The 26,601-nt window shown below is 67.2% G+C and carries 21 protein-coding genes and 1 pseudogene; 7 read left to right on the forward strand and 15 right to left on the reverse strand.

Annotation, left to right across the window (positions count from 1 at the left end; all coding sequences use genetic code 11):
• The first annotated feature begins 49 nt into the window (after positions 1-49).
• On the forward strand, positions 50-499 hold the full coding sequence (locus V3B25_RS12990; RefSeq protein WP_121504416.1) for a transposase: 450 nt from the start codon (positions 50-52) through the stop codon (positions 497-499).
• Positions 500-645: 146 nt separating this feature from the next.
• Here V3B25_RS12990 and V3B25_RS12995 read toward each other — a convergent pair whose 3' ends face one another.
• Entirely contained in the window at positions 646-1,563 is a 918-nt protein-coding gene (locus tag V3B25_RS12995) for an LpxL/LpxP family Kdo(2)-lipid IV(A) lauroyl/palmitoleoyl acyltransferase (protein WP_329810813.1), read from the reverse strand.
• A 60-nt stretch (positions 1,564-1,623) separates the two neighbouring features.
• Between V3B25_RS12995 and waaA the strand changes: the two genes are divergently transcribed.
• On the forward strand, positions 1,624-2,922 hold the full coding sequence (gene waaA / locus V3B25_RS13000; protein ID WP_049398381.1) for a lipid IV(A) 3-deoxy-D-manno-octulosonic acid transferase: 1,299 nt from the start codon (positions 1,624-1,626) through the stop codon (positions 2,920-2,922).
• A gap of 229 nt (positions 2,923-3,151) precedes the next feature.
• A complete protein-coding gene (locus tag V3B25_RS13005; protein ID WP_049421771.1) occupies positions 3,152-4,369 on the forward strand; it encodes a hypothetical protein in 1,218 nt (405 codons plus the stop codon).
• A gap of 100 nt (positions 4,370-4,469) precedes the next feature.
• Here the strand turns inward: V3B25_RS13005 and V3B25_RS13010 are convergent, their stop codons facing one another.
• From V3B25_RS13010 to V3B25_RS13020, 3 genes are all read right to left on the reverse strand, one after another.
• Positions 4,470-5,828 (reverse strand): TolC family outer membrane protein, encoded by a 1,359-nt coding sequence (locus V3B25_RS13010; protein WP_049421769.1) that lies wholly within the window; start codon positions 5,826-5,828, stop codon positions 4,470-4,472.
• A 16-nt stretch (positions 5,829-5,844) separates the two neighbouring features.
• The gene (locus V3B25_RS13015; protein WP_049421767.1) at positions 5,845-6,492 is read right to left on the reverse strand and encodes a protein-L-isoaspartate O-methyltransferase; all 648 of its coding nucleotides are present in this window, start codon (positions 6,490-6,492) and stop codon (positions 5,845-5,847) included.
• 136 nt (positions 6,493-6,628) lie between these two features.
• Entirely contained in the window at positions 6,629-7,309 is a 681-nt protein-coding gene (locus V3B25_RS13020) for a TetR/AcrR family transcriptional regulator (RefSeq protein ID WP_049421766.1), read from the reverse strand.
• 117 nt (positions 7,310-7,426) lie between these two features.
• On the opposite strand from V3B25_RS13020, the gene V3B25_RS13025 reads away from it, so the two are divergent.
• On the forward strand, positions 7,427-8,557 hold the full coding sequence (locus tag V3B25_RS13025; RefSeq protein WP_005410958.1) for an efflux RND transporter periplasmic adaptor subunit: 1,131 nt from the start codon (positions 7,427-7,429) through the stop codon (positions 8,555-8,557).
• Positions 8,558-8,561: 4 nt separating this feature from the next.
• On the forward strand, positions 8,562-11,723 hold the full coding sequence (locus V3B25_RS13030; RefSeq protein ID WP_329810814.1) for an efflux RND transporter permease subunit: 3,162 nt from the start codon (positions 8,562-8,564) through the stop codon (positions 11,721-11,723).
• 312 nt (positions 11,724-12,035) lie between these two features.
• Here the strand turns inward: V3B25_RS13030 and V3B25_RS13035 are convergent.
• Both V3B25_RS13035 and V3B25_RS13040 read right to left on the reverse strand, forming a co-directional pair.
• Positions 12,036-12,179 (reverse strand): annotated as a pseudogene (locus tag V3B25_RS13035) (LysR family transcriptional regulator); the annotation flags it as partial.
• A gap of 119 nt (positions 12,180-12,298) precedes the next feature.
• The gene (locus V3B25_RS13040; protein WP_049421761.1) at positions 12,299-13,204 is read right to left on the reverse strand and encodes a LysR family transcriptional regulator; all 906 of its coding nucleotides are present in this window, start codon (positions 13,202-13,204) and stop codon (positions 12,299-12,301) included.
• Between the two features lie 117 nt (positions 13,205-13,321).
• Between V3B25_RS13040 and V3B25_RS13045 the strand changes: the two genes are divergently transcribed.
• Positions 13,322-14,095, forward strand: coding sequence for an SDR family oxidoreductase (locus V3B25_RS13045; RefSeq protein WP_049421759.1), 774 nt, complete (start codon positions 13,322-13,324; stop codon positions 14,093-14,095).
• 164 nt (positions 14,096-14,259) lie between these two features.
• On the opposite strand, the gene leuB is transcribed toward V3B25_RS13045, so the two are convergent.
• From leuB to ilvC, 9 genes are all read right to left on the reverse strand, one after another.
• Entirely contained in the window at positions 14,260-15,321 is a 1,062-nt protein-coding gene (gene leuB, locus V3B25_RS13050; protein ID WP_049421758.1) for a 3-isopropylmalate dehydrogenase, read from the reverse strand.
• Positions 15,311-15,889 (reverse strand): 3-isopropylmalate dehydratase small subunit, encoded by a 579-nt coding sequence (gene leuD, locus V3B25_RS13055; RefSeq protein ID WP_005410953.1) that lies wholly within the window; start codon positions 15,887-15,889, stop codon positions 15,311-15,313. The genes leuB and leuD overlap by 11 nt, the downstream gene beginning before the upstream one ends.
• Positions 15,889-17,307, reverse strand: coding sequence for a 3-isopropylmalate dehydratase large subunit (gene leuC, locus V3B25_RS13060; RefSeq protein WP_329810815.1), 1,419 nt, complete (start codon positions 17,305-17,307; stop codon positions 15,889-15,891). The genes leuD and leuC overlap by 1 nt, the downstream gene beginning before the upstream one ends.
• A 60-nt stretch (positions 17,308-17,367) precedes the next feature.
• A complete protein-coding gene (locus tag V3B25_RS13065; RefSeq protein ID WP_329810816.1) occupies positions 17,368-18,147 on the reverse strand; it encodes a methyltransferase domain-containing protein in 780 nt (259 codons plus the stop codon).
• A gap of 10 nt (positions 18,148-18,157) precedes the next feature.
• Entirely contained in the window at positions 18,158-19,744 is a 1,587-nt protein-coding gene (locus V3B25_RS13070; RefSeq protein ID WP_071228154.1) for a 2-isopropylmalate synthase, read from the reverse strand.
• Complete coding sequence (locus V3B25_RS13075) at positions 19,741-20,832, reverse strand: threonine dehydratase (protein ID WP_329810817.1); 1,092 nt, start codon at positions 20,830-20,832, stop codon at positions 19,741-19,743. The genes V3B25_RS13070 and V3B25_RS13075 overlap by 4 nt, the downstream gene beginning before the upstream one ends.
• Positions 20,833-20,928: 96 nt before the next feature.
• Entirely contained in the window at positions 20,929-21,180 is a 252-nt protein-coding gene (locus V3B25_RS13080; RefSeq protein WP_014038403.1) for an ACT domain-containing protein, read from the reverse strand.
• Complete coding sequence (ilvG, locus tag V3B25_RS13085; protein WP_201117272.1) at positions 21,164-22,900, reverse strand: acetolactate synthase 2 catalytic subunit; 1,737 nt, start codon at positions 22,898-22,900, stop codon at positions 21,164-21,166. Before ilvG ends, V3B25_RS13080 begins: the two co-directional genes overlap by 17 nt.
• A 39-nt stretch (positions 22,901-22,939) precedes the next feature.
• Entirely contained in the window at positions 22,940-23,914 is a 975-nt protein-coding gene (ilvC, locus tag V3B25_RS13090; protein ID WP_032130453.1) for a ketol-acid reductoisomerase, read from the reverse strand.
• Between the two features lie 613 nt (positions 23,915-24,527).
• Between ilvC and ggt the strand changes: the two genes are divergently transcribed.
• Positions 24,528-26,321 carry a gamma-glutamyltransferase gene (ggt, locus tag V3B25_RS13095; RefSeq protein WP_329810818.1) on the forward strand — a complete coding sequence of 598 codons (1,794 nt, stop codon included), beginning with the start codon at positions 24,528-24,530 and terminating at the stop codon, positions 26,319-26,321.
• Positions 26,322-26,601 lie beyond the last annotated feature (280 nt).

Below are 26,601 nucleotides of genomic sequence, written 5' to 3' on the forward strand. Positions count from 1 at the left end.
GCGCCAACCTCCACTAGCCGTGCCTCCGTGTGTATCGCACGCTGAGGCCATGGCCAGCCCAAGACTCCGCTACGGTCGTTACTCCTGCACCGGTAACGTCTATTCATTGACTACGGTAACCCTCGATCGTGAACCCTTCTTTGCCGATGCTTCCAACGTAGCGATTCTGGTTGAGGCACTGCGCTTCGTAGAGCGCAAGGGGGTGAGCCACAGCTTCACCTGGGTGGTGATGCCCGACCATCTGCACTGGTTGATGGAATTGCGCGGGGGAACCCTGGCCGAGTGCATGGCCCTGCTCAAATCACGCAGCAGCCGGCTGCTGAATCGGCGATTGGAGCGGCGAGGGTCGCTGTGGCAGCACGGTTACCACGATCACGCCGTACGCAGCGATGAATCCCTTCACGAGAAGGCGATGTACATCCTGGCCAATCCGGTCCGTGCGGGCTTGGCGTGCGTGATGGGGGAGTACCCGTACGCCTGGTGCCGCTGGCCGTTGTGAATCCCGGCACGGAATCGAAGAGCATCCACGCATGGCGTGGATCTACTTCAGAATGCCCCACGTCATTGAATCCACGCCATACGCGGATGAAGCCGCACAAGGCAGTAGATCCACGCCATGCGTGGATGAAGCCATCCCTCCCACCGCTACTTGTAGAAATCGCTCCGCCCGCCCGGCTGGCGCTTGAACCGCCGATGGATCCACAGGTACTGGTCCGGGGCTTCGCGCACCATTTCTTCGATGGCCTGGTTGACCCGCGTGGTATCGGCTTCCACATCCTCGCTGGGGAAATTCTCCAGCGGTGCGCCGATCTTCAGGAAGTACTTCCCGCCCTCGCGGCGGTGGAAGTACGGAATCACCGCGCAGCCGGTCATCCGCGCCAGCTGGTGGGTGGCGGTAATGGTGGATGCGGTATGGCCGAAGAACGGCACGAACACGGTGTCCTTGCCACGCATGTCCTGATCCGGCGCATACCAGAGGAAGCCGCCCTTCTTCAGGTGGCGCACGGTCGCGCGGATGTCCTCGTTGGCGAACATCGCCTTGGCATAACGCAGGCGGCCGAACTTCACCGCCCACTCGTACACCGGGTTCTTGTGCTTGCGGTACATGCCTGAAAGATCGACGTAGTCGCACAGCAGGCGGCCGCACATCTCCAGGGTCATGAAGTGGCCGGAGACCAGCAGCACGCCGCGGCATTCGGCCTGCATCTGCCGCAGATGCTCGAGGCCTTCGATCTTCACCTGCGGGCGGATGCGGTCGATGCTGCCCCACCAGGCGCGGATGCACTCGAGCACGCCCACGCCCAGCGCGTCGAAGCTGTCGCGCACCAGGCGCTGGCGCCAGGCTTCGTCCTTCTCCGGGAAGCACAGCTGCAGGTTGACCTCGGCGGCGCGACGGCGGCTGCCGAGCAGGCGCCAGCTGATCCAGCCGACGCCACGGCCGAGCGCACGCTGCAGCATCCACGGCAGGCGGGCGATGGCGAAGGCGCCGAGCATGGCGGCGAACATCGGCCAGTTGCGGGGATCGCGCAGCGACGGGCGGACGGCGGTGGTGGCATCGGACATGGCGCCATTCTACCAACCCGGCTGCGTGTCTTTCCCGGGGGGCTCCCGTATCCTTGCCGCATGCGTAAAGACCCTGTCGAATGGATCCTGCGCGGCCTGTACTCGGCCGTGCTCTACATCCTGCTGCCGATCACCGTGTACCACCTGGTCTGGCGCGGTTTCCGGGTCCGTGAATACTTCCGGCGCTGGGACGAGCGTTATGCCTCGTATCCGCAGCCGACCGGCCAGCCGCGGGTCTGGCTGCACGCGGTCTCGGTGGGCGAGGTCAATGCCGCCGCGCCGCTGGTGAATGCCCTGCGCCAGCAGCGTCCGGACATCCGCTGGGTCATCACCACCATCACCCCGACCGGCTCGGAGCGCGTGCGCGCGCTGTGGGGAGACGCGCTGGACCATGTCTATCTGCCGTACGACGTACCGGGCAGCGTCAACCGCTTCCTCGGCCATTTCCAGCCCAGCCTTGCACTGATCCTGGAAACCGAGCTGTGGCCGAACATGCTGTTCGGCTGCCGCGACCGTCGCATCCCGGTCTACATCCTCAACGCCCGCCTGTCCGCGCGTTCGCTGCGCGGTTACCGGGTGCTGGCGGCGCTGATCCGCCGTGCGCTGCGCACGGTCACCTGCGTGGCCGCGCAGTCGCAGGACGACGCCGAGCGCTTCGTGCAGCTGGGTGCTGCGCGTGAACAGGTGCAGGCGCTGGGCAACCTCAAGTTCGATATCGCCACGCCGGATGTGCAGGGCTTCGTCGAGCAGTTCCACGCCTGCGTGCCCGCCGGGCGCCCGGTGTGGATCGCGGCCAGTACCCACGATGGTGAGGAGCAGGCGGTGATCGACCTGCATCGGCGCCTGCGCCAGCAGCACCCCGACCTGTTGTTGCTGTGGGCGCCGCGGCACCCCGAGCGCTTCCCGAAGGTGGAGGCGCTGGCGCGCGAGCAGGGCTGGAACGTGACGACCCGTCGCGCGAAGCAATGGCCGGAGGCCGGCACGGATGTATTCGTCATCGACACCCTGGGCGAGCTGATGCCGTTCTATGCCTGCGCGCAGGTCGCTTTCGTCGGCGGCAGCCTGCAGCCGATTGGTGGCCACAATCTGCTGGAACCGGCGGCGATGGGCACTGCCGCTGTGACCGGTCCGCACCTGCACAACTTCGCCGAGATCTCACGGCGCATGCGTGAGGCCGGTGCCTTGCTGATCGGCGAGGACGTGCAGGCGGTAGGTGACCTGCTGCAGCACCTGCTGGGCGACGCAGCGGCGCGCGAGGACATGGCCCGTGCTGGATGCACGCTGGTCAGCAATGGCCGCGGTGCCCTGCAGCGCACGTTGGCGCTGGTCGCGCCACATCTGCCGCCGCCGCGCAGCTGAGCCGGGCAGCAACACCGCCAGGGCGGACACTACGTGGACCGACTGACGTGATCGACTGCATCAATTCTGCTTAGCAACCGGATTCCTGTCGCAGCAGGACCGGATGCGTGGCTGCGAACGTGTTTGTGGTCACATCGCGATGCGCACGGTACGGATTCTGATACCGCCCTTTGGCGCAGGCTGCCAGCCTGCTGTCGACCGCGCATGGGCGGAATCAAGAGGGCTTGCGATGGACAGCGACAACCGCCGTGGCCGGCACGCGCTGCTGGGAATGGATCACTTCGCGTTGGTGGCGTTGACCTTGTTGCTGGGGGGCAGCGTGATCGCCCTGGTCGGCCAGTACACCGCCGCCCAGGCCGGCCCGGCCATCGTACTGAGTCTGCTGCTGGCCGCACTGGGCACAGCGCCGATGCTGTATTGCCTGCACGTGCTGAACCAGCAGCAGCCGGAAGCCGATGGCCTGTACGGCCCGCTGCGGGCCGCCTGGGGCACGGCAGTCGCGCGCCTGCTGGGTGCTGTGCTGCTGCTGGAGCTGGTGGTGACCAGCGCCGGCGTGGCGCAGTCCATGGCGGGCCACGCGCGTGTGGTGTTTGCCAGTCGCGGTATTGAAACCGGCAGCGCATTGCCGGATCCGGTGATGGCTGTCACCAGCCTGCTGGTGCTGGGTGCGTTCGTGTTGCTGCCTCCGCGTCGCATCGCGCTGATGGTCTGCGTGCTGTTGACGGCGAAGATCGGTGTTGGGCTGTTGCTGCTGGCGCTGGCGGTCCGCCACGTGCACTACGCGAACTGGATCCCGTGGCTGCCGGACGCCACCGCGCCCTATCGGTTCGGACCCGGCGGGGTGCTGGCGGCAAGCGTGCCCTTGCTGGCGGTGTTTGCCAGTGTGGGTCTGGCATTGGGGTTTCCTGGGCGTGGCCCGCAGGTGCGTGCGCGGTCACCAGGGCTGCTGGCGGCCGCGCTGCTGCTGGCAATGCTGCTGCTGATCGTGCTGGCGGCGTTGCAGGCCGGCCTGGTCGAGTTCCCGGCATTGGCCGGTACGCGGCCGTTGTCGGTGGCATTGCAGGGCCATCCGCAGTTGCAGTGGCTGCTGCCGTTGCTGCCGCTGGCGGGCATGGCTGGGCTGGCAGCACTGCTGCTGGTGCTGTTGTCGTTGGCCACACAGCTGGCAGCGCAGCTCTGGCCTGTGGCCGTGGATGAAGCGCCCGGGTTCCGGACACGGCTGATACCGGTTACCGTGGTGCTGGCGGCGCTGCTGGCGTTGGGAACGCCCGTCGATGCATTGCCGGTGCTGCCAGGTCCGGCAACCCTGCTGGTGATGGCGGCTTTGTGCCTGGCAGTACTGCGTGTGCGCGCGCCGATGCCGGGTGCTGCGATGGTGCTTGCGCCCCTGGCCGCGGCGCTGTGCGTGCTGGCCGCAGTGGAGCGGGCAGGCGCGTGGCCGGGCTGACGGCCGGCGGATCTGCGCCATGTCTGGGTGGGGCCGTACGCGCTGCCCACAAAAAAGCCACCCTCCCAGGTGGCTTCTTCGTTGCCGGCAGGGCGACGACTCAGTGCGTGGTCGTCGACGGGTTGCCCGCGTCCTGGGTCAGCAGGCGGTTCACGTCCTGCAGCTCGGCCACGTCCAGCGCACCCAGCGACTGGCTCAGCAGCAGGCGGTTCTGCAGGAAGGTATAGCGGGCCTGGGCGTAGTCCAGCTGCGCCGAGAACAGGATGCGCTGGTTCTGGATCACGTCCAGCACGGTACGGGTACCGACTTCCAGGCCAACCTGCGACGCGTCGTAGGCGCTCTGTGCCGAAACGACCGCCAGGCGACGGGCTTCCACTTCGCTGATGCCCTGCACCAGGGTCTGGTAGGCATTGCGGGTGTTGCGGTCCAGGGCGCGCTTCTGCTGTTCGTAGCCGTCCTGGGCGATGTCACGCTGGGCCAGCGCCTGGCGCACGCCCGACTGGGTGGCACCGCCGGCGAAGATCGGCACGCTCAGGGTCAGCCCGATGCTGTTGGTGCGTGCATCCGGCGACAACGAGCCAGCACCGGTGCTGTCGCCCCAGGTGGCGGTCTTGCCCCAGCTGCCGCCCAGCGACAGGGTCGGGTAGTGGCCACCACGTGCGGCCTGCACGCCGGCCTCGGCGGCGCTGACCTTCAGTTCCTGTGCCTTCAGTGCCGGATTCTGGTTGGTGGCCTGGTGCACCAGCTCATCGATGTTGCCACGGTTGGCCGGCACTTCCGGGCGGAAGTCCGCCGGCAGGCCGCGCAGGTTCACCACCGGCTGGCCGGTCAGTTCGGTCAGGGCTTGGTAGTTATCGGCCAGGGTGTTCTGCGCAACGATGGTGTTGGCACGCGCCTGGTCGTACTGGGCGCGTGCTTCGTGCACGTCGGTGATCGGCGCCAGGCCCACTTCCAGGCGCTTGTCGGCGAAGTCGAACTGCTTCTTCGCGGCCGCTTCATTGGTCTGTGCGGCGTTCAGCGATTCGATCGCCACCAGCACGTTGAAATAGGCTGCCGAGGTGCGCACGATCAGGCTGTCGTTGGCCGAATCGAGGGTGAAATCCGCCGCCTTGCTCAGCTCGCGCTGCGAACGCAGGTTGTTGATCTGGGTCCAGTTGAACAGCGTCTGGCTGCCGTTGATCGTGTAGTTGCGGCGCTTGCTGGTGACAGTGCCGGAGTTGGCGTCATGGTCGGCTTCGCTGCGCGAGCGGTTCAGCGTGGCTGTGCCGTCGATCTGCGGCAGCAGGGCAGCGCGCGCCTGCACGGCGCCTTCCTTGTCGTACAGCCGGGTCGATTCGGCAGCCGACAGCTGCGGATCGCCGTTGCGGGCCATCTCGTAGACCTGCAGCAGGTCGGCGGCATGGGCGGACAACGGCAGCAGGGCAGTGGCCAGCGCAACAGCGAGGGATCGGCGGATCATTGCGGCTTCCTTGGACTCAGAGGTGGAACTGGGGTGCCGGGGCGGCACCGCGCAGGTAATCGATATCGGTCTCGAACAGGGACTCGCTGCTGCCGTCGGCCTTGACCAGCAGGGCCTCCATCGCCGGCGAGCGGCCGTGGATCACGAACAGGCGACCACCCGGACGCAGCCACGAGGCGAACTGTGACGGCACCACGTCGACCGCACCAGTGACACAGATCACGTCAAAGCGGCGTTCGGTCTGCCAGGACAGGGCGTCAGCCACTTCCACGCGGACGTTGGTGCCCAGGCCGGAAGCATCCAGGCGCGCACGTGCGGCGGCAGCCAGCTCCGGGTCGATCTCCAGGCTCAGCACGTCGCGCGCCAGCGCGCCGATGCAGGCTGCCAGGAAGCCGCTGCCGGTGCCGATCTCCAGCACTTCGTCACCCGGCTGCAGGTCCAGCGCCTGCAGGGTACGGCCCTCGATGACCGGCTTCATCATCTTCTGGCCATGGCCGATCGGCAGTTCGACATCGGCGTAGGCCAGTGCCCGGTGTGCATCGGCGACAAAGGCCTCGCGCGGCAGGCGGGCCAGGACGTCGAGCACCTTGATGTCCAGCACGTCCCAGGGACGGATCTGCTGTTCCACCATCAGTTCGCGGGCGTGGGCGTAATCAATCGTCATGAGGTTCAAATCCAGCGCAGTGGGCCGGCCATTTTACCGGTGCCGGAGGCCGGCGGCGCGCCCAGAGCATCAGCTGCCGGGTGGCCGGGGTCGCAGTGCCGGAAGTCATCGCGACCTCCGGTTTGTTCAGTTTTGGTTATTCAGCCGTCCCGGCCCCTCGCGGCGCATAGGCGCGCAGGAAGAAGTCGATGCTGGCGGTCACATGGGCAAGAGGGTCGCACTCCACCGGTGACAGTGGCATGCCGCACATCATATGCATGTGCACTTCGCCCTTGACCAGCGTCAGGAACTGCTGACCGGCCAGGTAATAGTCGGGGATGTCCAGCTCGCCGCGTTCACCGCGCGCGCGCAGGAAGTCGGCCAGAGCCTCGCAGGTACGCTCCGGGCCGGCCTGCCAGAACAGCTCGCGCAGGCGTTCGTCGGTCTCCGGCGCCATCATCATGCGCTGGATCGAGATCGCCGCATCGGAAGTGATCAGTTCGAAGAAGGCCAGGCCGATGCCGATCAGCTGGTCGCGCAGCGGGCCGTCCGCGTCGGCCACGAACAGGGCATCGGGCAGCATTTCAATGCACTTTGACTGCACGGCCTCGGAGAACAGGGTCTCCTTGTCGCCGAAGTGGCTGTACACGGTCAGCTTCGAGACGCCGGCCTGGGCGGCAATGGCGTCCATGCTCACGCCGGTATACCCCTGTTCGATGAACAGTACCTTGGCTGCTTCAAGGATCGCCGCGCGCTTGCCCAGATCCTTGGGGCGCCCGGGTCCGGCGGCCTTGGCAGCGGGCTTGGCCGACGGCTTGCGGGAAGTGGAAGAACTCATCGCAACAATACTAGACCAAGCGGTTCGATATTTATACTATACCGGCCGGTTTATTAAATTGGGCCGGCAGTCGCGGCTCCCCCTTGTTGCAACCCTGCGTTTTCAGGACGTTGACCGATGAAGATCGTGCGCTGGATGGGCGGTATGGTGTGGGTGGCTGCGCTGGCAGCCTGTTCGGGACAGGAACAGGCGCCGCAGGCGGCCGTGCCGGTACTGGTGGTTCACCCCGGCGAACAGGCCGGACAGGCGCCGGCGGCATTCCCGGGCACGGTGCGTGCCCGTCAGGAAAGCCCGCTGTCGTTCCGCGTCGGAGGCAACCTGGTCAAGCGCCACGTCGATGCCGGCCAGCGGGTGAAGAAGGGCGACGTGCTGGCCGAACTGGACGTGGCTGACTTCGCGCTGCAGGCCCGTGCCTCACAGGCGCAGCTGGCTGCGGCCGAGGCCGACCTGGTGCGTGCCCGCGATGACCTGAAGCGCTACCAAGTGCTGGCCGACCAGCAACTGGTCAGCCGCTCGCAGCTGGACCAGCAGTCCGCGGCGTTCAAGGCCGCGCAGGGCCAGGCCAACGCGGCCCGCGCCAACCTCGATGTGCTGCGCAACCAGGCCGACTACGCGCAGCTGCGCGCGCCGGCCGATGGCGTGATCGCCAGCCGCGAGGCCGAAGCCGGGCAGGTGGTGTCCGCCGGCCAGACCATCTTCAACCTGGCCGCCGATGGCGGCCGCGAAGTGCTGATCGACCTGCCCGAGGCGACCATCCGCGACTACGCGGTCGGCCAGCCGGTCGAGGTGGAACTGTGGAACCGACCGGGCCAGCGCCTGCCCGGTACGATCCGCGAGATCGCCGCCGCCGCCGATCCGCAGGCACGCACCTATGCCACCCGCGTCAGCCTGGCCGCCGATGCGCTGGCCGATGTCGAACTGGGCCAGAGCGCACGCGTCTACAGCAGCGCCGGTCGCCACGGTACCCTGCAGCTGCCGCTGGGCGCGCTGCAGCGCGGTGCCAACGGTGCCGCCAGCGTGTGGGTGGTCGATCCGGCCAACAGCACGCTGAAGGCCGCCTCGGTCACCACCGGTGCGTTTGGCAGCGAGACCGTGCCGGTGCTGTCCGGCGTGAACGCGGGTGACTGGGTGGTTGCCGCCGGTGGCCACCTGCTGCGGGCGGGCCAGCCGGTGATCGCCGTGGACCGGCAGAACCGCCCGGTGCTGAAGCCGGCCGCGCCGGCCGCTGCCGCCAAGGCCAAGGAGTAAGCCGGTGCGCCGCTTCAATCTATCCGAGTGGGCGCTGGCCAACCGCCCCCTGGTGCTGTTCGCGATGCTGGCCTTCGCGCTGATCGGCGCGTGGTCGTACAAGCACCTGGGCCAGTCCGAGGATCCACCGTTCACCTTCAAGGCGATGGTGGTGCGCACGCTGTGGCCGGGCGCCACCGCCGAACAGGTCTCGCGGCAGGTGACCGAGCCGATCGAGAAGGCGCTGATGAACACCGGCGAGTACGAGTTCATCCGCTCCTATTCGCGCCCCGGCGAATCGCAGGTCATCTTCATGGCCCGCGACAGCCTGCGTTCCAGGCAGATCCCGGACCTGTGGTACCAGGTGCGCAAGCGCGTGGGCGACATCCGTGCGACGCTGCCGCGCGAGATCCTCGGTCCGTTCTTCAACGATGAGTTCGGCGACACCTACGGCAACATCTATGCGTTGACCGGCAAGGGCTTCGACTACGCGGTGATGCGCGACTACGCCGACCGCATCCAGCTGGAACTGCAGCGCGTGCCCGATGTCGGCAAGATCGACCTGGTCGGCCTGCAGGACGAGAAGGTGTGGATCGAGCTGTCCAACACCCGCCTGGCCACGCTGGGTGTGTCGATGCAGCAGGTACAGCAGGCGCTGGCCGACCAGAATGCGGTCACCGGCACCAGCTTCTTCGAGACCGCCACCGACCGCGTGCAGCTGCGCGTGACCGGCCAGTTCAACGCCATCGAAGCGATCCGCCAGTTCCCGATCCGCGCCGGTGACCGCACCGTGCACCTGGGCGACATCGCCGAGGTCAAGCGCGGCTTCGCCGACCCGGCGTCGCCGAAGATGCGCTTCATGGGCGAAGAGGCCATCGGCCTGGCGGTGGCGATGAAGGATGGCGGTGACATCCTCAAGCTCGGCGCCAACCTCGATGCCGAGTTCGAACGCCTGCAGAAGACCCTGCCGGCCGGCATGCAGCTGCGCAAGGTGTCCGATCAGCCGCAGTCGGTGGAGGAGTCGGTCGGCGAGTTCGTGCAGGTGCTGACCGAAGCCGTAGTGATCGTGTTGCTGGTCAGCTTCTTCTCGCTGGGCCTGCGCACCGGCCTGGTGGTAGGTGTGACCATCCCGCTGGTGCTGGCGATGACCTTCTTCGTCATGCACTACTTCGACATCGGCCTGCACAAGATCTCGCTGGGCGCGCTGGTGCTGGCGCTGGGCCTGCTGGTGGACGATGCGATCATCGCGGTGGAGATGATGGCCACCAAGATGGAGCAGGGCTACGACCGCCTGCGTGCGGCCAGTTTCGCCTGGGAGTCGACCGCGTTCCCGATGCTGACCGGTACGCTGATCACGGCGGCCGGCTTCCTGCCGATCGCCACGGCGGCATCGAGCACGGGTGAGTACACCCGCTCGCTGTTCCAGGTGGTGACTATCGCACTGGTGGTGTCGTGGATTGCCGCGGTGCTGTTCATCCCGTACCTGGGCGACAAGATGCTGCCGGACCTGTTCAATCCGCAGCCGCCGAAGCCGGGCAGCCTGTCCGCGCGCTGGCATGCCAAGCGCCAGCAGTGGGCCGACCGCTATCCGGCGCTGGCCAACCTGATCGCGCCGCCGCTGCACGGGCACGACCACGATCCGTACCAGCGCCCGTTCTACCGCAGCTTCCGTCGCTTCCTCGATGGCTGCCTGCGCCACCGCTGGTGGGTGATTGCCGCGACCATCGCCCTGTTCGTGTTCTCGCTGATGATGTTCCGCTTCGTGCCGCAGCAGTTCTTCCCGGATTCGACCCGGCCGGAACTGATGGTGGACATCGAGCTGGCCGAGGGCGCATCGCTGCGCTCGACCCAGGCCCAGGCCGAGAAGCTGGAGAAGCTGCTGTCCAACCGCGATGGCATCGCCAACTACGTGTCCTACGTGGGCACCGGTTCGCCGCGCTTCTACCTGCCGCTGGACCAGCAGCTGCCGGCCACCAACTTCGCCCAGTTCGTGGTACTGGCCAAGGACATCAAGGCGCGCGAAAGCACCCGTGACTGGCTGCTGCACGAGGTGATTCCGAAGTTCCCGGACGTGCAGATGCGCGTGACCCGCCTGGAGAACGGCCCGCCGGTCGGCTATCCGGTGCAGATGCGCATTTCCGGCGAGCACATCGAGAAGGTGCAGGCGATCGCGCGCCAGGTCGAAGCCAAGGTGCGTGAGAACCCGCACGTGATGAACGTCAACCTGGACTGGAGCGAGCCGAGCAAGGTGGTGCGGCTGGTGATCGACCAGGAGCGTGCGCGGGCGCTGGGCGTGAGCAGTGCCCAGGTCAGCCAGTTCCTGTCCAGTTCGCTGGCCGGGCAGTCGGTGAGCGTGTACCGCGAGGGCAACCGCCAGATCGAGATGCTGCTGCGTGGCCCGGCCGATGAGCGCAACCAGCTGGAGCTGCTGTCCAGCCTGTCGATGCCGACCGCCAACGGCGGCAGCATCACGCTGTCGCAGGTGGCGACGATGGAGTACGGCTTCGAGGATGGCATCATCTGGCACCGTAACCGTCTGCCGACGGTGACCGTGCGCGCCGACATCAGTGATGGCATGCAGCCACTCGACGTGGTGCATCAGATCCTGCCGACGCTGGATGGCATCCGTGCCGAGCTGCCGAATGGCTACCTGCTGGAAACCGGCGGTACCGTGGAGGATTCGGCACGTGGCCAGAACTCAATCAAGGCCGGCATGCCGCTGTTCCTGGTGGTGGTGGCCACGCTGCTGATGCTGCAGCTGCGCAGCTTCTCGCGTGCGGCGATGGTGCTGGTGACCGCGCCGCTGGGCATCATCGGCGCGACGTTGTTCCTGCTGCTGTTCCGCGCGCCGTTCGGCTTCGTGGCACTGCTGGGCACGATCGCGCTGGCCGGCATGATCATGCGCAACTCGGTGATCCTGATCGACCAGATCCAGCAGGACATCGATGCCGGGCATGACCGCTGGCATTCGATCATCGACGCGACGGTGCGCCGCTTCCGCCCGATCGTGCTGACCGCGCTGGCGGCGGTGCTGGCGATGATTCCGCTGTCACGCAGTGCGTTCTATGGCTCGATGGCGATTTCGATCATGGGTGGCCTGATCGTGGGCACGGTGCTGACCCTGGTGTTCCTGCCGGCGCTGTACGCCGCGTGGTTCCGGGTCAAGCCGGACGAATCCGGGGCGTAATGCCCCGGGTTCGGCGGCCACTGCCCTGGTAGGTGCCAACCTTGGTTGGCACTGATGCACGCATCCACGCATGGCGTGGATCTACCGCAGCGGGTCTTGGCCCTGGTAGGTGCCAACCTTGGTTGGCACTGATGCACGCATCCACGCATGGCGTGGATTTACCGCAGCGGGTCTTCGCCCTGGTAGGTGCCAACCTTGGTTGGCACTGATGCACGCATCCACGCATGGCATGGATTTACCGCAGCGGGTCTTCGCCCTGGTAGGTGCCAACCTTGGTTGGCACTGATGCGTGCATCCACGCACGGCGTGGATCTACTGCAGCTGCAGGCCGCTCCGCAGCGCTGGCAGCAGCCATTCAATGAACACCTGCACGCGTTGCGCGCGGTGCTGCCGATGCGGCTGCAACAGGGTCACCGGCAGCGGTTGCGCCACGTGCTGTGGCATCACTTCCACCAAGGTTGGTAGTTTCTGCAGTAGAGCCACCCCATGGGTGGCTGCGGAGGACCAGGATCAGTCATCCACGCATGGCGTGGATCTACTGATCTGCGCGGCATGCATCTACGCATGGCGTGGATCTACTGCAGCTGCAGGCCGTTCCGCAGCACCGGCAGCAGCCATTCGATGAACACCTGCACGCGTTGCGCGCGGTGTTGCCGGTGCGGCTGCAGCAAGGTCACCGGTAACGGCTGCGCCACGTACTGCGGCATCACTTCCACCAGCGCACCGGATTGCAGTTCGGCCTGCACGTCGTAGCGCGGAATCTGCAGCAGGCCGAGCCCCGCCACGCAGCACGCGATCGAGGCCTCGGCGCTGTTTACCCGTACCCAGCCAGGCATCGGCAGCGTGCGCAGCTGGCCACCGTCCTGCCATTCCCACGGTTCCACCCGCGCCGTGGTCGGCGATGCGTAGTTCACCGCGCGGTGCTGCTGCAGGTCGGCAGGATGCTGCGGTACGCCGTGTTCGCGCAGGTAGGCCGGCGCGGCGACGTTGACGAAGTCGAGCTGTCCCAGCATGCGGGCCACCAGGCTGGAGTCACCCAGCTGGCCGACCCGCAGCACCGCATCACAGCCGTCTTCGATCAGGTTCACCGCGCGGTCGGTCATGCCCAGGTCCACTTCAACCTGCGGATGGCGCGCGAAGAAGTCGGGCAGGGCCGGGGCGAGGATGCGGCGGCCGATCCGGCTGGGCACATCGATTTTCAGCAGGCCCACCGGCTGCGCATCGTCTTGCCGGAACAGCGATTCGGCGTCTTCAACCTCGGCGATCAGGCGCAGGCAGCGGGCATGGAACACGTCCCCATCATGGGTGGTGGACACCCGACGGGTCGATCGCTGCAGCAGGCGGGTGCCGAGCCGCTGCTCCAGTTCGGCGATGGCCGCCGATACCGTGGAGCGGGGCAGGCCGAGCTGGTCGGCGGCGCGGGTGAAGCTGGCGCATTCCACCACCCGGGTGAAGATGCGGAAGCGATCGATCCGGTCCATTGTTCGCCTACTCTGGAAAGTTAAGTCAATGTGGCGGGCTTTATCCGCATTTTCTGCACGATATCGTCGTCAGGGCAGGGTTGCCACCCCGGGCAGCCCCCTCCTGAGACAAACGCCATGACCGACCATTCCCTCAAGGGCAAGACCGTGCTGATCGCCGGTGGCGCCAAGAACCTGGGCGGACTGATCGCCCGCGACTTCGCCAGCCAGGGCGCCAAAGCCATCGTCATCCACTACAACAGTGCCGCCACCCAGGCTGATGCGGAAGCAACGGTCGCCGCCGTGCAGGCCGCTGGCAGCAAGGCGGTGGCGCTGCAGGGCGACCTGACTTCGGCCGCAGCGATGGAGCGCTTGTTCGCCGATGCCGTGGCCGCAGTCGGCCGTCCCGACATCGCCATCAATACGGTCGGCAAGGTGCTGAAGAAGCCGCTGCTGGAGATCAGCGAAGCCGAGTACGACGAGATGAGCGCGGTCAATGCCAAGGCCGCGTTCTTCTTCCTCAAGGAGGCTGGACACCACGTCAACGACGGTGGCCGCATCTGCACTCTGGTCACCTCACTGCTGGGTGCGTTCACGCCGTTCTATTCCAGCTATGCCGGCACCAAGGCGCCGGTTGAGCATTTCACCCGCGCCGCGTCGAAGGAGTTCGGTGAGCGCGGAATCTCGGTGACTGCGATCGGGCCGGGCCCGATGGACACGCCGTTCTTCTACCCGGCCGAGAGTGCCGATGCGCAGGCGTACCACAAGACCGCGGCCGCGCTCTCGGCGTTCACCCGCACCGGCCTGACCGACATCGCCGACATCGTGCCGTGGATCCGTTTCCTGGTCACCGATGGCTGGTGGATGACCGGGCAGACCATCCTGGTCAATGGTGGGTACACCACCAAGTAACGCAGCCACGCAGGGCGTGGCTCTACTGCGGTGGTAGGTGCCAACCTTGGTTGGCACGGATGGCGCATCCACGCATGGCGTGGATCTACAGTAGAGCCACCCCATGGGGGGCGGCCCGCAATGTGCGAAGGGAGAGGCGCCACGCATGGCGTGGCGCTATCGGATCAGGCGAGTTTGGCCAGCACCGCGTCGGTGGCGGCTGCCGTGCTCACCGCGTGGCCCTTGGCTGCCAGATCAGCGGTGAACACCCCATCATCCAGCACGGCGTGCACGGCGGCTTCCACCGCAGCGGCTTCGGCTTCCAGCCCCAGCGAATGGCGCAGCAGCATCGCGGCGCTGAAGATCGTCGCGTACGGATTGGCGATGCCCTTGCCAGCGATGTCCGGGGCCGAGCCATGGATGGGCTCGTAGATGCCGACCGCACCGGGTTCGCCCAGCGAGGCCGACGGCAGCAGGCCGAGCGAGCCGGCCAGCATCGAGGCTTCGTCGGTGAGGATGTCGCCGAACATGTTCTCGGTGACGATCACATCGTACTCGCGCGGCTTGGCCAGCAGGTGCATGGCCATGGAATCGACCAGCTGGTGCTCCAGTGCAACGTCCGGGAATTCCTCGCGGCCGATGCGCGCGGCCACGTCACGCCACAGGCGCGAGGTCTCCAGCACGTTGGCCTTGTCCACCGAGGTGACCTTGCCGCGGCGCTGCCGGGCCAGGCGGAAGGCACTGCGCAGCACGCGTTCGATCTCGGCCACGGTGTAGCGGCACAGGTCGCTGGCGCTGTCGGCGTCGCGGGTCTTGTCGCCGAAGTAGATGCCACCGGTCAGCTCACGTACCACCACGAAGTCCACGCCCTGCAGCAGCTCGGCCTTGATCGGCGAGGCGTGCACTGCGGCTTCGTGGGTACGCACCGGGCGCAGGTTGGCATACAGGCCCAGCGCCTTGCGGATCGCCAGCAGGCCCTGTTCCGGGCGCACCTTGGCGTTGGGATCGGACCACTTCGGGCCGCCGACCGCACCCAGCAGCACCGCGTTGGCGGCTTGGCAGGCGGTCAACGTAGAGGCCGGCAGCGGCTCGCCGTGGCGGTCGATGGCGATGCCACCGATGTCGTGCTCGCTGAAGGTGAAGGTGTGGTTGAAGCGTGTGGCGACAGACTTCAGGACGGCGACTGCCGCGGCGGCCACTTCCGGGCCGATGCCATCACCGGGCAGGACAACAATTTCAGCGTGCATGCTCACTCTCGTAGCGTTCGATTTCAGGGACACGGCCCAACAGATACCCCAACTGGTCGACGCCTTCCAGCAGGCAGGTCTGCGAGAAGCCATCCAGCGGGAAGGAATAGACGCGCCCATCGGGCGTGCGCAGCTCGCGCGCGGCCACGTCGATGGTCAGCTCGTCGTCCGGGCGCTGCATCAGCGCCTGCACGTCGGCTTCGTCCAGTACGATCGGCAGCAGGCCGTTCTTCAGCGAGTTGCCGCGGAAGATGTCGGCGATCTCGCTGCTGACAATGGCGCGCAGGCCCAGGTCGGTCAGTGCCCACGGTGCATGCTCGCGCGACGAGCCGCAGCCGAAGTTGCGGCCCGCCAGCAGGATGCTGCGGCCGGCGTTGTGCGGCTGGTTGAAGGCGAAGTCGGCCACCGGCGAGCCGTCGGCCTGCCAGCGCCAGTCATTGAACGCGTTGCGGCCGAGGCCGGCGCGTTCGGTGGTGGACAGGAACCGGGCCGGGATGATCTGGTCGGTGTCGATGTTGGTCTGGCGCAGCACCACGCTGGCCGAGGTCAGGGTACGGAAACCGGCCATCACGCCACCTCCTGTGCGAACAGTTCGCGGGTATCGGCGACGTGCCCGTTCACCGCGGCCCACGCCGCGCTCATCGGCGAGGCCAGCAGCGTGCGCGAACCGGGACCCTGGCGGCCCTCGAAATTGCGGTTGCTGGTGCTCACTGCGAGCTGGCCAGGCGCAACCAGATCGCCGTTCATGGCGATGCACATCGAACAGCCCGGCTCGCGCCATTCGGCACCGGCCGCGCGTACGATCTCATGGATACCTTCGGCCTCGGCCTCGCGCTTGACGATTTCCGAGCCCGGCACCACCAGCATGCGCACCCGCTCGGCGACGCGGCGACCGCGCAGGACCTGCGCCACTTCGCGCATGTCGCTCAGGCGGCCATTGGTGCACGAACCGACGAACACCACATCCACCGGCGTACCCGCCAGCGCCTTGCCGGCCTGGAAGTGCATGTAGTCCAGGCCCTTCTGTGCGGCGGCATCATTGGCCGCTGGAATCGGCGCATCCACCGCGATGGCGGTGCCCGGATGGGTGCCCCAGGTCAGGGTCGGGCGGATGTCGGCAGCGTCGATGTGCACTTCACTGTCGAAACGCGCGCCCTCATCGCTGCGCAGCTGCTGCCAGCGCGCCACGGCAGCGTCGAAGTCGGCGCCCTTGGGTCCGCGCGGGGTCGCGGCGACGAAGTCGAAGGTGACCTGGTCCGGGGCCACCATACCGGCGCGTGCGCCGGCCTCGATCGACATGTTGCATAGGGTCATGCGCTGTTCCATGTCCATCGCTTCGATGGTGCTGCCGCGGAATTCGATCACGTGGCCGGTGCCACCGTTGACGCCGATCACGCCGATGATGTGCAGGACCACATCCTTGGCACCGACGCCCGGCGCCAGGACGCCATCGACGGTGATTGCCAGGGTCTTGGCCTTGCGCTGCAGCAGGCACTGCGTGGCCAGCACGTGGCCGACCTCGCTGGTGCCGATGCCGAAGGCCAGCGAGCCGAACGCACCATGGGTGGAGGTGTGGCTGTCGCCGCACACGATGGTCATGCCGGGCTGGGTGAACCCCTGTTCCGGGGCGATCACGTGGACGATGCCGCGGTTGTCCGAGGCCATGTCGAACAACTCGATGCCGTGCTCGGCGCAGTTGCGCGCCAGCGTGGCGACCTGGGCTTCGGAGGCGGCGCTGGCGTAGGGCAGCGTGCCGTCGGCGGCGGCCGGCAGGGTTGGTGTGGAGTGGTCCATCGTTGCCTTGGTACGGTCCGGTCGGCGCGGTGACAGGCCGCGTTGGCGCAGTTCGGTGAACGCCTGCGGCGAGGTCACCTCGTGGATCAGGTGCAGGTCGATGTACAGCACGGCGGGCGCGCTGTCGGATTCAGGGACAACCACGTGGGCGTCCCACAGTTTGTCGTACAGGGTGCGGGGTGCGGAGGTCATGCGTATGCCTGGCAGAAGTACGAAGTTGCGGACATCGGAAAAGATGACGAATGGATCATGTCAGCGGCGACGGGCAAGTACCCGCAGCCGCACGTAGTCGGCCAGCGGCTGGCCGGCGGCGTTGCGCGGCAGGTGGGCCAGCAGCGCGGTGGCGGCCTCGCGCACGGTCGCGCGTGCCTCGGCGGGCAGGTCGTCCAGCAGCGGTGCTGCGAACACCCGCAGCCAGCCGGCCACGCCGGTCGGCAGTGCGGTCGGGCGCGGTGTGCACTCGATCAGCTGCACCTGGAAGCCATGCTGGCGCAGGCGATCGGCGTAGGCATCGGCAGTGGGGAAGTACCACTGGAAGGCGCTGGCACCATGGCCGTGGGCCACGCGCGCGGCCTGCACCGCCGCGATGATCGTGGCCACGTTGCCGTGGCCGCCGAACTCGGCGACGAAGCGGCCGCCGGGGCGCAGCGCGCGGCGCACGCCTTCCAGCACCTGATCGGGGTTGGTCATCCAGTGCAGTGCTGCGTTGCTGAACACCGCATCGAATGCGTTGTCGAAGGTCAGTGCGTGGCCATCCATCACCTGCGCATCGACGCCGCGCGCACGCGCGGCGATCACCAGTTCCGGTGAGGCATCCACACCGCGGATGTGTGCGCCACTGAGCGCCAGTTCGGTGCTGAGCATGCCATCGCCACAGCCCAGGTCGAGGATGCGTTCACCGGCGCGCGGGTCGAGCAGGCGCGATACCGCGCCGCCGAGCAGCGGCACGAAGCCGGCGTCGATCGCATAATCCTGGGCGTTCCACTGCTGGCCAGCGGCGCTGGTCGGGGTGGGGGTGTCGAAGGCGCTCATGGCGGGGTCCTCAGGCGGTGGCGGGGGTGGCAACGTCGGTGTTGCTGTGGGCGGCAGCCTGGCGCTGGCGCAGCAGGCGGTTGGCCACATCCAGCCAGGCCAGCGCGGAGGCTTCGATGATGTCCTTGCTGGTGCCGGTGCCGTCGTACTCCACGCCCTCGTGGCGCACGCTCAGATTGGCTTCGCCGCGCGCATCGGCGCCGATGCCGACGCTGTGCACGTGGTAGCTGTCCAGCATCAGCTGCACGCCGGTAGCGGCCGACAGCGCGCCGAACAGCGCATCGACCGGGCCATCGCCCTGCGCGGTCTCGGCCACGCGGTTGCCGTCCGGGTCGGACAGTTCGACCAGTGCATTGGCGCGGCTGCCGACGTCGCTGATGGTCATCGACGCCAGGCGATAGCCCTGCGCGTTGGAGCCGCCCTGCATCAGCGTCTGCAGGTCGGCATCGGTGACCACGCGCTGCTGTTCGCACAGGCCCTTGAACTGCTCGAACACCAGCTTCAGTTCGTCTTCGTCCAGCCAGAAGCCCAGCGCGCGCAGGCGCGCTTCGACGGCGGCGCGGCCACTGTGGCGGCCCAGCACCATCTGCGAATCCTCCCAGCCCACGTCTTCCGGACGCATGATTTCGTAGGTGCCGCGGTGGCGCAGCATGCCGTGCTGGTGGATGCCCGATTCGTGGGCGAAGGCATTGGCACCGACGATGGCCTTGTTGCGCTGTACCGGCATGCCGACCAGGCGCTGCAGCAGCTGCGAGGTGCCGACGATGCGCGGGGTGTTGATCGAACTGTCCTGCTCGTAGAAGGCCTGGCGCACCTTCAGCACCATCGCGATCTCTTCCAGCGAGCAGTTGCCGGCGCGCTCGCCGATGCCGTTGATGGTGCATTCGACCTGGCGCGCGCCGCCTTCGATGGCGGCCAGCGAGTTGGCCACGGCCAGGCCCAGGTCGTTGTGGCAATGCGCGCTGAAGATCACGTTGGCGGAATTCGGCACGTCGGCGACGCCGGCGATGACCTGCTGGAACATCGCGCGGATCTCTTCCGGCGTGGTGAAGCCGACGGTGTCGGGCAGGTTGATGGTGGTGGCGCCGGCAGCAATGGCCACGCGCGCGACTTCGATCAGGTAGTCCAGCTCGGTGCGGGTGGCATCTTCGGCCGAGAATTCGACATCGTCGATGTAGGACCGGGCCAGCGATACGTGCTTGCGTACCGACTCCAGTACCTGCTCGCGGGTCATCCGCAGCTTGTGCTCGCGGTGCAGCGGGCTGGTCGACAGGAACACGTGCAGGCGCGGGTTGGCAGCGGCCTCCAGCGCACGTGCCGAGGTTTCGATGTCGGCCTGCAGGCAGCGCGACAGCACCGCCAGGGTCAGGCTCGGACGGCGCAGTTCGCGGCCGATCAGTGCCATCGCCTCGCGGTCGGACTGCGAGCTGGCCGGGAAGCCGGTCTCGATGATGTCCACGCCCAGTTCGTCCAGCGCACGCGCCATCACCAGTTTCTGCGGCGGGCTCATGCTGCAGCCGGGGGACTGCTCGCCGTCACGCAGGGTGGTGTCGAAGATGCGGATGCGCGGGGTGGTAATTCGTTCGATGGTGGTCACAGGGAAATCTCCTCGACAGCGGGTGCGACGGCTTGCAGGGGGGAAGGGGAAGAGGTGTGGGAAGCGGTGGCGCTGGCCTTGGCGGGCGAGCGCGGGGTTTCACTGCGCCGTCGGCGCGGCTTGCGTGGCGGGCGCGGGCGGATGTCGGTAAGCAGGCCGGCGAGGACACCGGCATCGATGTTGCCGCCGGAGACCACCGCGCACTTGCGGCGGCCGGCGACGCGGCGGCCGGCGGCCAGCGCCAGCGCACCGGCGCCCTCGGCGATGATGTGTTCTTCCAGTGCCAGGCGGACCAGGGTTTCGCGCAGTTCGGCTTCGCGCACGATCACCACGTCGTCCAGCAGCGAGGTGCACAGGCGGCGGGTCAGGAAGCCGGGAATCTTCACCCGCACGCCGTCGGCCAGCGAGGCAACGGGGGCGATCTCGCGCACGTCACCGCGGATCGCGCGGGCCATCGAATCGACGCCTTCCACCTGCGCGCCAACGACGCGGACGCCCTGCGATTTCAGTGCCAACGCAACGCCGGAGGCCAGCCCGCCGCCGCCGATCGGCACGATCACCACATCCGGCGCGTGTGCGGCCAGCTCGATGCCGACCGTGCCCTGGCCGGCGATCACGTCGGCATCGTCGAACGCGGACAGGAAGCGGTAGCCGTGGCGTTGTGCCAGTTCAACCGCGAAGGCGTAGGCCTCGTCATAGCTGGTGCCGTGCTGGCGCACGGTCGCGCCCCAGTGGGCAACGCCGGCGATCTTGGTGGCCGGTGCGCCGTGCGGCATCACGGTGATGGCCGGCACGTCCAGGCGATAGGCAGCCCATGCCACGCCCTGGGCATGGTTGCCGGCCGAGGCGCAGATCACTGGCCGGGTGTCGCCGCGCTCGCGGCCGGCCAGCAGCGCATTCAATGCGCCGCGTACCTTGTAGGAACCGGTGCGCTGCAGGTTCTCCAGCTTCAGCCAGGTGCCGAAGCGTTCGGCATGGTGCAGCGGGGTGGGCGGCAGGAAGCGGCGCAGACGAGCCTGCGCCGCCAGTACGTCGGCGACGCTTACGTCGCCGACATCGCTTTCCTGGCTGGTGTCAGCGGCCGGCATGGGCCACCAGCGCAGTGCAGAAGACCGCCGCATGCGGGCACGGGCGGCGAAGAAGACGCCTCCGTACCGGCACCGTGGTCGCTACGGTACGGGTGTTCATACGGATGCTCCTTCCACGGCGGTGACCTGCACGGACACGCAGTCGTAGATCTTCTCGATCTGCCGGCACAGCGTTTCCGCCGGACGCTGGCCATCCACCACCAGCTGCAGGTGCCAGCGGCCATCGTCGGCGGCCACCGGCGCACCACTGATCGCACGCGGCGCGAAGCCACGGCGTTCGGCCATGCCGATCACGCGCAGCAGCGCGCCTTCGGCCGGGTGCAGCACCAGGTCAAGCCGGTATTGCATTGGGGGTCTCCTGGCGGGCGTGGGCGGGATTGCTTTCCAGCATCGTGCTGTTGGCAGTGTTCGGCGGCACCAGCGGCCACACGTTGGCGCGTGCATCGATGGCCACGTGCAGCAGCGCCGGGCCTGGTTCGGCCAGCAGTGCGGCCAGGCCGCCCTCCACGTCGTCGCGGTTGTCGATGCGGGTGGCGGCGATGCCGAACACCTGCGCCAGTGCCACGAAGTCCGGGTTGTCGGACAGGTCGATCTCGCTGTAACGCTCGGCGAAGAACAGCTCCTGCCACTGCCGCACCATGCCCAGCGAACTGTTGTCCAGCAGCACGATCTTCACCGGCAGGCGGCAACGCGCGATGGTGGCCAGCTCCTGCACGTTCATCATGAAGCTGCCGTCGCCGGAGACCAGCACCACGGTGCGCTCGGGGCATGCGAACTGCGCACCCATCGCGGCCGGCAGGCCGAAGCCCATGGTGCCCAGCGCGCCACTGGTCAGATGATTGCGCGGGTGGTTGAAACGGCAGTGCTGGGCGACCCACATCTGGTGCTGGCCGACATCGCAGGCGATCACTGCATCGGCCGGTGCCAGCTCGCTCAGGCGCTTCAGCAGCGCCGGGGCGTAGATATGCTGGCCGGGGGCGTCGTAACGCGCAGCGAAACGATCACGATGCTGTGCACAGCGCTTGCGCCAGGCGTCCTGGTGGGCCTTGGGGGAGGGGAAGGCCGCACGCAGGGCGCGGATGGCGTGGCCGACATTGCCGGGCACGGCGACGTCGGCGCTGCGCAGCTTGGAGATCTCGTAGGCGTCGGCGTCGATGTGGACGACGCGGGCGAACGGTGCGAACTCGGCCAGCTTGCCGGTGGCACGGTCATCGAAGCGCGCACCCAGCACCAGCAGCAGGTCGCTTTCCTGCACCGCCATGTTGGCCGCGCGGGTACCGTGCATGCCCAGCATGCCCAGCGACTGCGGGTGGTTGGCCGGCAGTGCGCCCAGCCCACGCAGGGTCATCACCGTGGGGATGGCACTGGCCTCGACGAAGTCGCGCAGGTCCTGCACCGCGTCGCCCAGCGCGATGCCACCACCGGCGTAGACCACCGGCTTTTCGGCGGCTGCCAGTGCGGCGATGGCCTCGGCGATGGCCGCTTCGGCCGGCGCAGGTGGCGGCTCGACGCTGCTCGGCACGTGCGCTGGCAGATGACCGGCATCGGCCAGCTGCACGTCCTTGGGCAGATCGATCAGCACCGGGCCGGGCCGGCCTTCGCGGGCGATCCGGAATGCATCGGCGACCACGCGCGGCAGGTCATCGACGCTGCGCACCAGCCAGCTGTGCTTGACGATCGGCATCGTCAGACCGAACACATCCAGTTCCTGGAAGGCGTCGGTGCCCAGCAGCGGCGTGCCGACCTGACCGGTGATGCAGACCATCGGTACCGAATCCAGCATCGCATCGGCAATGCCGGTGACCAGGTTGGAGGCGCCCGGGCCAGAGGTGGCCACGCAGACACCCACCTGGTTGCTGGCGCGGGCGAAACCATTGGCGGCCAGCGCCGCGCCCTGCTCATGGCGTACCAGGATGTGCTTCAGCGACGAATCCACCAGCGCGTCGTAGAACGGCATGATGGTGCCACCGGGATAGCCGAACAGCGTACGGACGCCTTCGGCCTCCAGCGCCTGGGTCAGCCAGCGCGCGCCGTTGGGCGGCGCGCTGCGATGTGTCGAAGAGTTCATGGGGGAACCTTGCAAAGCGGGTGGGGGAGGGCCGCGCGGTTACGCGGCCTGTCCTTGCAACCAGACCATCTTGGCGCGCAGTTCCTTGCCTACCTTCTCGATCGGGTGCTCCAGGTCGGCCTGCTTGAACCTGTTGTAGTTCGGCAGGCCCGCTTCGTACTCGGCCACCCAGTTCTTGGTGAAGGTGCCGTCCTGGATGTCCTTCAGCACTTCCTTCATGCGCGCCTTGGTGCCGGCGTCGATCACCCGCGGGCCGCTGACGTAGTCGCCGTACTGCGCGGTCTCGGAGATGAACTCCAGCATGCGCGAGATGCCGCCTTCGTAGAACAGGTCCACGATCAGCTTCAGTTCGTGCAGCACTTCGTAATAGGCGATCTCCGGCTGGTAACCGGCTTCGACCAGGGTTTCGAAACCGGCCTGCACCAGTGCCGAGGCACCGCCGCACAGCACCGCCTGCTCGCCGAACAGATCGGTCTCGGTCTCTTCCTTGAAGGTGGTCTGGATCAGGTTGGCGCGAGCGCCGCCGAGGCCGGCCGCATAGGCCTGCGCGTGCTGCGCAGCCTTGCCGCTGACATCCTGGTAGACCGCCCAGATGCACGGTACGCCGCGCCCGATCTCGTACTCACGACGCACCAGCGCACCCGGGCCCTTCGGCGCAACCAGCACCACATCCAGGTCGGCGCGCGGCTCGATCATGCCGTAGTGCACGTTCAGGCCATGCGCGAACAGCAGGCAGGCGCCCTGCTTCATGTTCGGCGCCAGCACGTCGTTGTAGAGCTTCTTCTGCACCATGTCCGGGGTCAGCACGGCGACCAGGTCGGCGTCTTTCACCGCTTCAGCGGGCGCGATCACGGTGAAGCCATCGGCCTGCGCCTTGGCTTCGGTCGGGCCGCCCGGACGCAGGCCTACCACCACATCGAAGCCGGATTCACGCAGGTTCAGCGCGTGGGCGCGGCCCTGGCTGCCGTAGCCGATGACGGCGATCTTGGTCTGGGGCAGGTCGTTGGTGCTCATGGGGGAGGTTCCTTGCGGTGGGAAGAAAAAAGAACGGCCGGTCGTCGAGGTGACGTGCCGGCCGGTCAGGGGAAAGCGGTGGAGGAGGCGCCGCGCGTTGCACAGGCACAGCCACCACGAGGCGTCGCGGTGGTGCAGGTCCGGGTTGTGCGATCGGCGTTGTGCATGGTGGTTGCGTCTGAAACCAGGTTCTGAAATGAAAAAACCCGCACCGGGGCGGGTGCGGGTTTTTGAAGAGTTCCGGTGTGTTTGTTGCTTACACGCTGGCTCGTCCCGCACCTGTTGGTTGGGTAATAAGTACGAGCACAAGAATCGAACGCAGCGAGGCGGCGCCGATGTCGGCGGCTTCGATGTGGGTTCGCGGTGGCGTGTTGTGATGCAACATGTGATCGAGAGAAACACAGCCGTTTCGGCGCTGTCAACCCTCGCAACGGATTTTCCATCGGTTTCCGGTGCATCCAGCGCAATCGCTTGCGGCACAAGGATGGTTGCCGCTGAAAGTGTTTCGGTGAACCCCAATTCACTCCTTTCAGGCCGGCTTTTGCGCGGAATCCGGCGGATTTTCGCCTTGGCGGGTGCGGAGCTTCCGCACCCCATCCCAGGATCAACGTCCATGACCTCTGCCCGATACCGCGTGAAGGCCGCAGCGGCGAAGATCGAGGGACCACCCTTCCATCGGAACCCGACCGTGTCCCGACGCCTTGCCCATTCCCTGCTGGCCGCTGCTCTACTGGCCGCTGTGCCCGCACTGTCTTCTGCCGCCGACCGCATCACCGGCCACACCTTTGCCACCCGTTCGGAGGTGATCGCCCCGCATGCGATGGCCGCCACCTCGCAGCCGCTGGCCACCCAGATCGCGCTGGACGTGATGAAGGGCGGTGGCTCGGCGGTGGACGCGGCGATTGCCGCCAACGCCGCGCTCGGCCTGATGGAGCCGACCGGCAACGGCATCGGGGGCGACCTGTTCGCCATCGTGTGGGACCCGAAGACGCAGAAGCTCTACGGCTACAACGGCTCGGGCCGCTCGCCGAAGTCGCTCACCCTGGCCGAGTTCCACCGCCGTGGCCTGAAGGACATCCCGGCTACCGGCCCGCTGCCGGTCTCCGTGCCCGGCGCAGTCGATGGCTGGTTCGCGCTGCACGACCGCTTCGGCCGCAAGCCGATGGCCGACAACCTGGCGCCGGCGATCCGCTACGCCCGCGAGGGCCATCCGGTGGCCGAGGTGATCGCCTACTACTGGGACCGCTCGGTGCCCAAGCTGTCGCAGTACCCGGGCTTCAAGGAACAGTTCACGATCAACGGCCATGCCCCGCGCAAGGGCGAGATGTGGAAGAACCCGAATCTGGCCAGCACGCTGCAGAAAATCGCCGACGGCGGTCGTGATGCCTTCTACAAGGGCGATATCGCCCGCACCATCGGCGACTACTTCAAGGCCAACGGTGGCTACCTGAGCTACCAGGACATGGCCGACCACCACGGTGAGTGGGTTGAACCGGTCAGCAGCAACTATCGCGGCTACGACGTGTGGGAGCTGCCGCCGAACAGCCAGGGCATCGCCGCGCTGCAGATCCTCAACGTGCTGGAAGGCTACGACTTCTCGAAGATTCCCTTCGGTTCACCGGAGCATGTGCACCTGTTCGTTGAAGCGAAGAAGCTGGCCTTCGCCGACCGCGCGCGCTTCTATGCCGACATGGCGTTCCAGCCGGCGCCGGTGCAGAAGCTGATTTCCAAGGACTACGCCGCACAGCGCCGCGCGCTGATCTCGATGGACAAGGCGCTGAAGGAAGTGCAGCCGGGCACGCCGAAGCAGCTGGAAGAAGGCGACACCATCTACATGACCGTGGCCGACGCCGACGGCATGATGGTGTCGCTGATCCAGTCCAACTACCGCGGCATGGGCAGCGGCATGGCGCCGCCGGGGCTGGGCTTCATCCTGCAGGATCGTGGCGAGATGTTCGTGCTGCAGAAGAACCATCCCAACGGCTACGCGCCGGGCAAGCGTCCCTTCCAGACCATCATCCCGGGGTTCATCACCAAGGGCGGCAAGCCGTATGCCAGCTTCGGCGTGATGGGGGGCGCGATGCAGCCGCAGGGCCACGCGCAGATCGTGATGAACCTGGTGGATTTCGGCATGAACCTGCAGGAAGCCGGTGATGCACCGCGCATCCAGCATGAAGGCTCGACCGAACCGACCGGGCAGGCCACGGCGATGACCGACGGTGGTGAGGTGAATCTGGAAACCGGCTTCCCGTATGAAACAGTGCGTGCGTTGATGCGCAAGGGGCATCGCATCGTGTTCGCCGATGGTCCGTATGGCGGGTATCAGGCGATCATGCGTGATCCCGAGACCGGGGTCTACTACGGTGCTTCGGAGAGCCGCAAGGATGGGCAGGCGGCGGGGTATTGAGGTTTCCCGGCCACCGGGCGCAGCCCCCTCTGCGGTGGATTCCGTAAAGCTGGGTTTGGCCGGGCGTGTGGATTGTCTGGGGGCCGCTGCAAGTACGTCCATGTAAGCTCGGTCGCCGCATCCATGCGGCTCACGCCCCCAGCCAACCCACCCGCCCGGCCACGGACAGTTTCCTGTGGCTGCCACCGCAGGAAGAGAAAGAAGAAGATCAAAAGCAAAGGCAACAGCAACAGCTGCGCGCTTTGGGTTGGGGTCGGATCCGTTTTCCGGGGGGCAACGG

It is taken from the genome of Stenotrophomonas sp. SMYL8 (assembly GCF_036320065.1).
Taxonomy (GTDB): Bacteria; Pseudomonadota; Gammaproteobacteria; order Xanthomonadales; family Xanthomonadaceae; genus Stenotrophomonas; species Stenotrophomonas maltophilia_A.

Excerpts from the sequence above, each read along its gene's own strand:
- V3B25_RS12990 (WP_121504416.1), top strand. The coding sequence starts at position 50 with ATGGCCAGCCCAAGACTCCGCTACGGTCGTTACTCCTGCACCGGTAAC.
- V3B25_RS12995 (WP_329810813.1), bottom strand. The coding sequence starts at position 1,563 with ATGTCCGATGCCACCACCGCCGTCCGCCCGTCGCTGCGCGATCCCCGC.
- waaA (WP_049398381.1), top strand. The coding sequence starts at position 1,624 with ATGCGTAAAGACCCTGTCGAATGGATCCTGCGCGGCCTGTACTCGGCC.
- V3B25_RS13005 (WP_049421771.1), top strand. The coding sequence starts at position 3,152 with ATGGACAGCGACAACCGCCGTGGCCGGCACGCGCTGCTGGGAATGGAT.
- V3B25_RS13010 (WP_049421769.1), bottom strand. The coding sequence starts at position 5,828 with ATGATCCGCCGATCCCTCGCTGTTGCGCTGGCCACTGCCCTGCTGCCG.
- V3B25_RS13015 (WP_049421767.1), bottom strand. The coding sequence starts at position 6,492 with ATGACGATTGATTACGCCCACGCCCGCGAACTGATGGTGGAACAGCAG.
- V3B25_RS13020 (WP_049421766.1), bottom strand. The coding sequence starts at position 7,309 with ATGAGTTCTTCCACTTCCCGCAAGCCGTCGGCCAAGCCCGCTGCCAAG.
- V3B25_RS13025 (WP_005410958.1), top strand. The coding sequence starts at position 7,427 with ATGAAGATCGTGCGCTGGATGGGCGGTATGGTGTGGGTGGCTGCGCTG.
- V3B25_RS13040 (WP_049421761.1), bottom strand. The coding sequence starts at position 13,204 with ATGGACCGGATCGATCGCTTCCGCATCTTCACCCGGGTGGTGGAATGC.
- V3B25_RS13045 (WP_049421759.1), top strand. The coding sequence starts at position 13,322 with ATGACCGACCATTCCCTCAAGGGCAAGACCGTGCTGATCGCCGGTGGC.
- leuB (WP_049421758.1), bottom strand. The coding sequence starts at position 15,321 with ATGCACGCTGAAATTGTTGTCCTGCCCGGTGATGGCATCGGCCCGGAA.
- leuD (WP_005410953.1), bottom strand. The coding sequence starts at position 15,889 with ATGGCCGGTTTCCGTACCCTGACCTCGGCCAGCGTGGTGCTGCGCCAG.
- leuC (WP_329810815.1), bottom strand. The coding sequence starts at position 17,307 with ATGACCTCCGCACCCCGCACCCTGTACGACAAACTGTGGGACGCCCAC.
- V3B25_RS13065 (WP_329810816.1), bottom strand. The coding sequence starts at position 18,147 with ATGAGCGCCTTCGACACCCCCACCCCGACCAGCGCCGCTGGCCAGCAG.
- V3B25_RS13075 (WP_329810817.1), bottom strand. The coding sequence starts at position 20,832 with ATGCCGGCCGCTGACACCAGCCAGGAAAGCGATGTCGGCGACGTAAGC.
- V3B25_RS13080 (WP_014038403.1), bottom strand. The coding sequence starts at position 21,180 with ATGCAATACCGGCTTGACCTGGTGCTGCACCCGGCCGAAGGCGCGCTG.
- ilvG (WP_201117272.1), bottom strand. The coding sequence starts at position 22,900 with ATGAACTCTTCGACACATCGCAGCGCGCCGCCCAACGGCGCGCGCTGG.
- ilvC (WP_032130453.1), bottom strand. The coding sequence starts at position 23,914 with ATGAGCACCAACGACCTGCCCCAGACCAAGATCGCCGTCATCGGCTAC.
- ggt (WP_329810818.1), top strand. The coding sequence starts at position 24,528 with ATGACCTCTGCCCGATACCGCGTGAAGGCCGCAGCGGCGAAGATCGAG.